Annotated in this window: 8 protein-coding genes; 5 read left to right on the forward strand and 3 right to left on the reverse strand. The window is 48.8% G+C overall.

The annotated features are described in order from the left end of the window. Positions 1-43 precede the first annotated feature (43 nt). The gene (locus A4E54_RS04805; protein WP_286724751.1) at positions 44-1,252 is read left to right on the forward strand and encodes a 2-hydroxyacyl-CoA dehydratase subunit D; all 1,209 of its coding nucleotides are present in this window, start codon (positions 44-46) and stop codon (positions 1,250-1,252) included. Between the two features lie 158 nt (positions 1,253-1,410). Here A4E54_RS04805 and A4E54_RS04810 read toward each other — a convergent pair whose 3' ends face one another. After that, positions 1,411-1,533 (reverse strand): hypothetical protein, encoded by a 123-nt coding sequence (locus A4E54_RS04810; protein ID WP_286724753.1) that lies wholly within the window; start codon positions 1,531-1,533, stop codon positions 1,411-1,413. A 427-nt stretch (positions 1,534-1,960) separates the two neighbouring features. Here A4E54_RS04810 and iorA point away from each other — a divergent pair, with 427 nt between their 5' ends. The 3 genes from iorA to A4E54_RS04825 all read left to right on the forward strand — a co-directional run bounded on the left by iorA (position 1,961) and on the right by A4E54_RS04825 (position 5,050). Continuing rightward, positions 1,961-3,706, forward strand: a complete 1,746-nt coding sequence (iorA, locus tag A4E54_RS04815) for an indolepyruvate ferredoxin oxidoreductase subunit alpha (protein ID WP_286724755.1) — start codon at positions 1,961-1,963, stop codon at positions 3,704-3,706. 13 nt (positions 3,707-3,719) lie between these two features. Next, positions 3,720-4,310, forward strand: coding sequence for an indolepyruvate oxidoreductase subunit beta (locus tag A4E54_RS04820; RefSeq protein ID WP_240081798.1), 591 nt, complete (start codon positions 3,720-3,722; stop codon positions 4,308-4,310). A gap of 185 nt (positions 4,311-4,495) precedes the next feature. Next, positions 4,496-5,050, forward strand: coding sequence for a gamma carbonic anhydrase family protein (locus A4E54_RS04825; protein WP_240081797.1), 555 nt, complete (start codon positions 4,496-4,498; stop codon positions 5,048-5,050). Here the strand turns inward: A4E54_RS04825 and A4E54_RS04830 are convergent. Both A4E54_RS04830 and A4E54_RS04835 read right to left on the reverse strand, forming a co-directional pair. After that, complete coding sequence (locus A4E54_RS04830; RefSeq protein WP_240081796.1) at positions 5,047-5,721, reverse strand: response regulator; 675 nt, start codon at positions 5,719-5,721, stop codon at positions 5,047-5,049. The two genes, A4E54_RS04825 and A4E54_RS04830, sit on opposite strands and share 4 nt — an antisense overlap. A gap of 12 nt (positions 5,722-5,733) precedes the next feature. Next, on the reverse strand, positions 5,734-7,398 hold the full coding sequence (locus A4E54_RS04835; protein ID WP_286724758.1) for a GAF domain-containing sensor histidine kinase: 1,665 nt from the start codon (positions 7,396-7,398) through the stop codon (positions 5,734-5,736). Between the two features lie 421 nt (positions 7,399-7,819). Here A4E54_RS04835 and A4E54_RS04840 point away from each other — a divergent pair. Beyond that, positions 7,820-8,329 (forward strand): SDR family NAD(P)-dependent oxidoreductase (locus tag A4E54_RS04840; protein ID WP_286724760.1); only part of this gene is annotated, 510 nt, incomplete at its 3' end.

Below are 8,329 nucleotides of genomic sequence, written 5' to 3' on the forward strand. Positions count from 1 at the left end.
GCAGATTAAGGCGTTTATTGATAGTATAGGTGGAGTGGTATAAGTGGTCGTAAGTCCTTCTTTCAAGACAACCAGCTTATTTAAGCAAATGATGGCCGAGTATCATGAGCGGGGTGTCGCCGCCAAGGAAAAAGGCATCCCTGTGGCCTGGGTAACAGCTACTTTTCCGGTGGAAATAATTTATGCCGCCGGCTTATTTCCGTATTACCCGGAAAATTTCGGCGCCCGCATCGCGGCTAAAAAAGTCGCCGATCGTATATCCGCGGCCGCGGAGGAAAAGGGCTATTTCCCCGACCTCTGCGCTTACGCCCGGTGCGGGATTGGAAACGCTTTTTCTGTTGAACGTCCGGTTGGTGAGGTCTTGAAGCCGGACGTGGTTTTTTGCTCCAACGCCCAATGCGGCAGTTTGCAGAAGTGGTTCGAAGCGGCAGGCAGGTATTATCAGGTGCCGTTTTTTCTGATTGACACGCCTCTTATTGAGAATACGCCGACTACTTTGATCAAGCGGTACATTGTTGAACAATTGCATGAATTACTGGATTTTCTTGAGCTTTATACGGGGAATACGTTTAACTTCAGCCGTTTGGCTGAAGTTATATCCTTATCTAACGAAGCCTGCCGCTTGTGGAATGAAATTCTTAATATGGCGGCGTTAAAGCCCGCTCCTTTCGGCTATTTTGACGCTTGTTACCACCTGGCGCCCATCGTTGCCTGGAGGGGTACGAAATGGGCTGTTGATTACTACAAGGAACTGAAAAAAGAGTTGGAAGAAAGGCTGGATAACAATGTTTACGTTATCTCTGACGAGCGGTATAAGCTTTACTTTGACCATATCCCGGTGTGGCCGAGATTGCGCTGGTTCTCAAATCTGCTGATGGAAAGAAAAGCGCTGGCGGTTGCTTCTCAATATACCCACTCATGGGCATGGCGGTTTGATCTGAACAGGCCACTGGAAAGTCTTGTGAAAAATTATACGGAAGTGTTTATCAACAGGGGTTATGAGTACCGGCTCCAGCAAAAAATCATTTTAATGAAAGAGTTCAAGGTCGATGGATTTATCTTGTTTTCTAACCGCAGCTGCAAGCCGAAAGCGCTGGGTCTATATGACAAGTACCAGATTATCAGTGACCGCACCGGGTTGCCCGGGGTTATTTTTGAAGCGGATATGTCGGATGAGCGTTATTTTGATGAGGAATACATCAAGAAACTTTTTGCTGAGTTTTTTGACCGGCTTGAGCATAATTCGAATTGAGCGCGGTTGAGAGGATATAATTGCAACGGCTCGGTAATTACTCTGATTCCCGGAATAGGGGTTTTTTCTTTTTTTGTCCTTTTTTAGCACATGATGCTGATTCAAGAGAGAGGGGTGGGGATTGCCGGGTTACGGCGCAGGATGGATATGAAATTGTATTAAGTGATACAAATTTGGTTTTGGTTCAGGATGTGCCCGGCAGGATTATGCCTTTCCAGGCAGAAGTATAGAGATGGACAAAATAAAGGCGCATAGGCGGCCATGCCGCCAATTTTTTCCATGAAATGAAATCCTCCCCCGGCATTTGTAGAATTGGTCCGTGCCGGCCGGCTTGGCCGCAGGACGGGGGCGGGGTGGTATGATTATCAAAAGCAGGAAGGAGGTGGCCAAAGCGAACAACGGAGATAGGTCTTTCATTGTTGCGTATGGTCAAACCCCTATCACTTGGCAAGCCGGCAGGTTTTTTAGCTGATTTTTGATCATGGTTGTTCGCACCTTCTCAAGATGAGGTGTATGGCTTTATTTAAGAATAAATGTGTATAGTAATTACTCAGGAGTCAGAGCAGGTATGAGAGAATACGATTTAAATAAATCATTGCCATTTTCAGCCATCTGATGGTGAAGCGAAGCTTCATGGGGGTCTGACTGCTGAATTGCGAATGCCTGAATAGTAACGTGGTATCAATACTTGGTAGAGGTGGTTGTCTGATGAAAAAAATAATGTCCGGAAATGAAGCTTTTGCCTATGGCGCCTACCTGGCTGGGATAAAAGTAGGCGCCGGTTATCCCGGTACGCCTAGTACCGAGGTTTTAGAAAATTATTCGCGTTATCCCGGCGCGTACGCGGAATGGTCGCCAAATGAGAAAGTAGCGATGGACGTGGGGATCGGGGCGGCTTTAGCGGGGAAACGCGCGCTGGTAACCATGAAACATGTTGGATTAAATGTGGCGGCGGATTCCCTGTTTACCGTGTCCTATACCGGGACGAGCGGCGCCCTGGTTATCGTCAACGCCGACGATCCAAGCATGCACAGTTCACAAAATGAGCAAGACAACAGGCACTACGCCAAAGCTTCCAAGGTAGTCATGCTCGAGCCGGCGGATTCTGAAGAAGCCAAGCGTTTTGTTAAAATCGCCGTCGATATAAGTGAGATGTTCGATACACCGGTTATTTTGCGGTCAACTACCAGGCTGTCGCATTCCAAGTGTGTCGTTGAATTGGAAGATGAGCCGGCTGATGTCGCAGTGGAGCCGGCCGCTTACGAGCGTAACGCGTCCAAGTATGTAATGGTGCCGATGAACGCCCGCCAACGCCGCCTGGTAGTGGAGGAAAGGCTGAAAAAACTGGCGGAGTACGCCGAAACAACGCCTATCAATTATATTGAGCCGGGCAGCGGCGATATCGGTGTTATTGCCGCGGGAGTGAACTACCAGTATGCCAAAGAGGTTTTTCCGGAAGCGACCTTTTTAAAACTGGGGATGGTGTACCCCTTGCCCGAGCGGTTGATCCGCGATCTCGCGGGGCGGGTGAAGCAAGTTGTCGTGGTGGAGGAACTGGACCCTTTCATCGAAGAGCATGTGCGGCTGCTTGGCATTCCGGTCAAGGGAAGAGAAGTGTTTCCCGGCATAGCCGAATTCAGCCAGGGAAGAATTAGAAAGCACGCGGCAGCCACGGGGCTTGTGCCCAAGGAAGCCGATACCCCGATATTTCAGACTTCGCAATTGCCGGTAAGGCCGCCGATGCTTTGCCCCGGTTGCGCCCACCGGCCGGTATTTTACGCTTTGCAGCGCCTCCGCGTGGCGGTAATGGGCGATATCGGGTGCTACACCCTGGGCGCCGCGCCTCCGCTTGGCTCCATGCATTCCTGCATCTGTATGGGCGCCAGCATCGGCAACGTGCATGGCGTTGACCGGGCTGGAGTAAAAGACCGCACCGCGGCGGTTATCGGTGACTCAACCTTTTTTCACAGCGGTATCGCGCCGCTGATTAATTTGATCAGCAATGGCGGCAACAGCACGGTCATTGTCGTTGACAACCGGATCACGGCCATGACCGGTCACCAGCCGCACCCCGGCACCGGCTGGACGATGATGGGCAAAGAGGTGCCCAATGTCAGTATCGATGCCCTGGCGCGCGCAGTTGGATTTAAAAAGGTGGACGTGATCAATCCTTATGATTTCAAACTTGTTATGGATACTATCCGGGAGCATACGAGTTCGGACGAACCTTCGCTGATTGTTTCACAATATCCCTGTGTGCTCAATATCAAGGAAAAGAAACCGGCTCCGGCAGTGGACCTGGATGCCTGCAACGAGTGCGGCAACTGCCTCCGTATCGCGTGTTCACCGATGACCAAGGTGGACGGCGGGGTAAGGATTGACCCCGCTCTCTGCATCGGCTGCGGTTTCTGTGCCAGTGTGTGCAACCAGGGCGCCATTAAGGTTCCTAATTGAGGAGGTATGCAGCATGAAAAATAAATACGACTTCCTGTTTGCCGGGGTCGGCGGCCAGGGGACTATCCTGGCCAGTGATATACTCTGCGAAATTGGCCTGCGTTGCGGTTATGATGTTAAAAAATCCGAAGTGCACGGAATGTCGCAGCGGGGCGGAGCGGTGGAAAGTCATGTCCGCTGGGGAGAGAAAGTTTATTCACCGCTAATTGAGGAAGGGAAAACTGATTTCCTGCTGGCGTTCGAAATGCTTGAAGCCGCCAGATGGCCCCATTATACAGCGGCAAATACGGTCGCCATAATCAACCGCCACCAGATCTTGCCGCCGAGTGTCAACCTCGGACAGGCCCAATACCCGGAGGAAAAGGAGATTGAAAGTATTCTTGCCGGCACCGGAGCGAAGGTTGTCTGGGTAGACGGAGCGGCAAAGGCGCTGGAATTGGGAAACGCCGCTCTCGGCGGGGTGGTTTTGCTTGGCGCCCTTTCCATATATTTAGACGAGCCTGTTGAGGTGTGGGAAAAAACGATAGCCGAACTTGTTCCGGCTAAATTTAAAGAACTGAATATCAAAGCTTTTCAAGCAGGCAGGGAATTAATGCAAAAATAGGCGGCTATTTAAGTTATCTCACCTGAGTTGACGGCGCTTGCCCGGCGGCTGGTACGCGAGCCCGCGGGCAGGTGCTTTCACCTGGGTAAGCGACCTTTGGGCATACATAAACGGCGATTTTAAGGCCTAATTCAAGGAGCGAGTGAGTCCGGGGATTAGTGATGGATCAAGGGAGGGTATAAAAAATGGCGTTTTATGAGTTTGAGGGAAAAAAGCCTGTTGTTGACGAGAGTAGCTATGTGCACCCGGAGGCCACGATCATTGGCGACGTTACGATTGGAGAAGGCTGCTATATCGGTCCGGGGGCAAGAATCCGGGGGGACTGGGGGTCTGTCGTAATAGGTCCCGGCTCTAATGTGCAGGAAAATTGCGTTATCCATGTGCTTCCCGGGGAAACCGCCATACTTGGTCCCCGAAGCCATATCGGTCATAGCGCTATTCTGCACACTCCCAGGCTGGGAGAGCATGTGCTGGTCGGCATGGGTGCGGTAATTATGGATTTTGCCACTATCGGGGATGGATGTTGTATCGGGGCCGGCGCCGTGATCACCGCGAAGACGAATATACCGCCCGGCAAGCTGGTGGTTGGCGCGCCGGCTAAAGCCGTGGCGGACATTAAAGATGAAATGCGGAAATCGCTTGAAGAAGCAACTGGCTATTACCTGGCGTTGCCGCCCCGCTGTCACCAGTCTTTAAAGCAGGTATCGCCTGAGGATTGCCGGGCGGCTCGGGACTCCTAAGTATTAAATTTTTTTCTTTGCTTGATATTTTCCGAAATTGCCTGGGAACGGCTTTTTACACCCATCTTGCGGTAGATGCTGCGGAGGTGGGTTTTTACCGTGTCCACAGCCAAGTGGGTTTTTGCCGATATTTCCTTGTTTGACAAACCCTGGCTTAGGTATTTAAGAATTTCACCTTCCCTGGGAGTAAGATTCTTGTTATCATCTCTTGCTGGTAAACTGGAATGGTTGAAAGAACTTTGGGCGATCCGGGCGTAGTCGTTAACCAGTTGATCAATCAAGGACGGGTCAATGACCATTTCGCCGCGGAAGGCCTGGTGAATACTTTCCACGAGCTTTTCTTGCGACGCCTGCTTCAGCATATATCCGGTAGCCCCGGCTTGCAGGGAAAGCCTGACCGACTCCGCGTCTTCAAATATGGTAAGCATAATTATTTTTATTCCGGGTACAAGGGAGGTAATTTCACGAGTGGCTTCAATGCCATTCATTTTTTGCATTTTTATGTCCATAAGAATAACATCGGGAACATGGCGTGTAACGAATTCCAACGCTTCTTCAGCGTTCGAACAGCAGCCGATAATATCAATATCCTGTCTTGGCCCCAGCATTGCGACCAGACCTTCGCGGATCATGGGGTGATCATCAACAATCAGCAGCTTGATATTGGACAATGTAAAACCCCCTTAGTTGGCAAGCGGAGTAGGTACGTAGACTGTAACAGTCGTACCCCAACCGAGCTGGGAGTCTATTTTAAAGGTTCCCCCTAACAAGGTGAGCCGCTCCTGGATATTGGCCAGACCCAGGTGGCCGTACAAGTCATCCCGGCTGGGAGGAGTTAAGTTGAAACCGATGCCGTTGTCCTTAACCACAAGCACAGTGTTATTCTCATCGTTAGCCAGGGTAACATGGACCCTGGTGGCCTGAGAATGTTTGATTACGTTTGCCAGGAGTTCCTGCACGATGCGGTACAGCGTTAACTCAAAATTAGCCGGCAGCGATTGTTTTTGGTTTTTCATGACCAGTTCAAAATCTATCTGGCTCTCTTCCTGCAACGTGCGGATAAGCGCCCGGAGCGCGGGGCCGAGCCCGTAGGTGTCGAGCATCACCGGCCTTAGATTGTAAACTATCCTGCGTATTTCCTGAATTTGCTGTCCAAGCAAGTCTTGTATTTTGAATAGTTCGTTTTTATTGTTATCGTCGGCGCTGGTGGATATGGCGAGCAACTGGACCCGGTACCAGATTCCCAGCAAGGCCTGGATGGCCCCGTCGTGGATCTCCGACGCGACTCTTTTACGCTCGTCTTCCTGCGCGCAAATCAATTTTTCCAAAAGCTGCTGCAGCAGCTTTTCTTTTTTGGCCAGGGTATCCACGAGCCTGGTATTTTCCATGGCAATCGAAGTTTCTTTGGCGATTGCGGAAAATATGGCCACCTCCTCATGGTCGAACTGCTTATCCTGGGCCGGCCGGTCCACTTGCATAATCCCGAGCATATTGTTCTTTGAAATGAGCGGAATCAGGAGCACTCTCGCGTAAGAAAAATTTTTGATAATTTCCGGTGGAAAACCTTTTTCAATATTGTCCGGGGTCAACATCACCGGCTGTTGATCACGCATCGCTTTGATAAAGGCCGGGTATGGGGCAAGACCTTTTTGCGCCCTGAATTTCTTTTTGAGTTTTTTATCGAAGCTACCCACGCCGACAGCCGGTATAATCGTCTGATCGGTTTCGTTAAATAAGAAAATGGCACAGCGGGCGTGAAAAAGATCGGCAGTAATTTGAGACACTATATGCAGAATTTGGTTTAAATTCAACGATGAACTGATGGTGCCTACTGTTTCCAGCAAGATGGACAATTTCCTTAAATTTCGGTCTTTTTGCCTGCCGAAAACAGAATCTTGAATGATATTGATGATATGAATGCCAAGCGAGGTAGCTTTGTTTAGATAATTTTGCGCTGTTGCGGGTGAGGCGCTGAAAACGCCGATTTCCATTTTGCTGGCGGGGTCGCAGGCCCGCAGAATGACAGGGATTGTGGTGAAAGAAGAAGGCTGTAAAGAAGCCATTCTTTCCGCCGGATTGTGGCTCGCGCCGAATTGTTCCATATACTTTTTGTAAAAATTACCTGTCGCCGGCTGTTTCTCACACAAACCTTTTCTGGAAACTTGCAGGCAAGCGGTTTGTTTGTTGTTGATGTACAAAATTAGTCCTGCGTGCGTAAATTCAAACGAATCGACAGAAAAGCTTAAAGCTTCCTTTATGGCGGGACATGTTTTTTTAATGTTGTTGAAGCTGGAATTAATTTTGCATACCATGAGCAATTCGGGATGTTCCACATTGCTTTCGGCCATGCTTAATCTAATCACCACCGTGCGGCAGATTCCAAAAATTAAGCCTGTTCCGCCATATTTCATTATAAATAATTTGACGTTCTATTAAAAATCCCTTCAAAATAATTTGTCCAATTATCATACACTGTATGTTTTATGGACAGAATAGATAATTCATAACCGCTTGAGATTCTTTTGATATTTTAAATTTAAAGGCGTAAAGAGTCAACTGCTGTTTGGATTTAAAGATATTTTTGCGCCTTTAAGTGAAAAAAAATATATTTAATATACTTAGTGAATATTAGTACAAAGTTGCAATTAGCGTATAATAAGTTTATAATTCAATTAGTGTTACATAGGGCCTGATAAAATATAAAAAGGAAGCAGGTCAAGTTATATTTTTGCATTTTTTAAAAATTATGAAAAGGGGGGCCGTTTAGCTTTGATTTTTAAAGGTGTACTTAAAGGAAAGGTAGCAATTGTTACCGGGGCGAGAATGGGTATCGGTGAAGCAATTTCAGTAGGTTTGGCACAAGCGGGAGCAGACTTGATGCTAATAAGCCGCCGTATTAGTGAAGAAGATGAGGTTGTTAAGAGCTGTAGGGCGGAAGGCGTCAAAGTGGAAGTCATGCAAGTTGACGTAGCGAACCGCGAGCAAGTGGATGCGATGGTCGCTAGCACCCTGGAAAAGTTGGGCAAGGTTAACATCCTGTTCAATAACGCGGGAGTCAGCAAACCTGGAATGCTCTGGAATATAACTGATGATCAGTGGGACATGGTAGTGGATGTCAACCTCAAGGGAACATTTAACTGCATCGCCGCCGTGGCCAAGCCAATGATGGAACAAAAGAGCGGGGCGATTATTAATGTCACATCATCAGCCGGTCTGCTGGGCACAATCGGACAAGTTAACTATACGGCAGCGAAGGGTGGAGTTTTGGCTTTGACGAAG

This window comes from Pelotomaculum sp. PtaB.Bin117 (assembly GCF_002067195.1).
Lineage (GTDB): Bacteria > Bacillota > Desulfotomaculia > Desulfotomaculales > Pelotomaculaceae > Pelotomaculum_D > Pelotomaculum_D terephthalicicum.

Bases quoted from the DNA above. Each gene is read 5' to 3' on its own strand.
- iorA (WP_286724755.1), top strand. From the start codon at position 1,961: ATGAAAAAAATAATGTCCGGAAATGAAGCTTTTGCCTATGGCGCCTAC.
- A4E54_RS04835 (WP_286724758.1), bottom strand. From the start codon at position 7,398: ATGGCCGAAAGCAATGTGGAACATCCCGAATTGCTCATGGTATGCAAA.
- A4E54_RS04820 (WP_240081798.1), top strand. From the start codon at position 3,720: ATGAAAAATAAATACGACTTCCTGTTTGCCGGGGTCGGCGGCCAGGGG.
- A4E54_RS04825 (WP_240081797.1), top strand. From the start codon at position 4,496: ATGGCGTTTTATGAGTTTGAGGGAAAAAAGCCTGTTGTTGACGAGAGT.
- A4E54_RS04810 (WP_286724753.1), bottom strand. From the start codon at position 1,533: ATGGAAAAAATTGGCGGCATGGCCGCCTATGCGCCTTTATTTTGTCCA.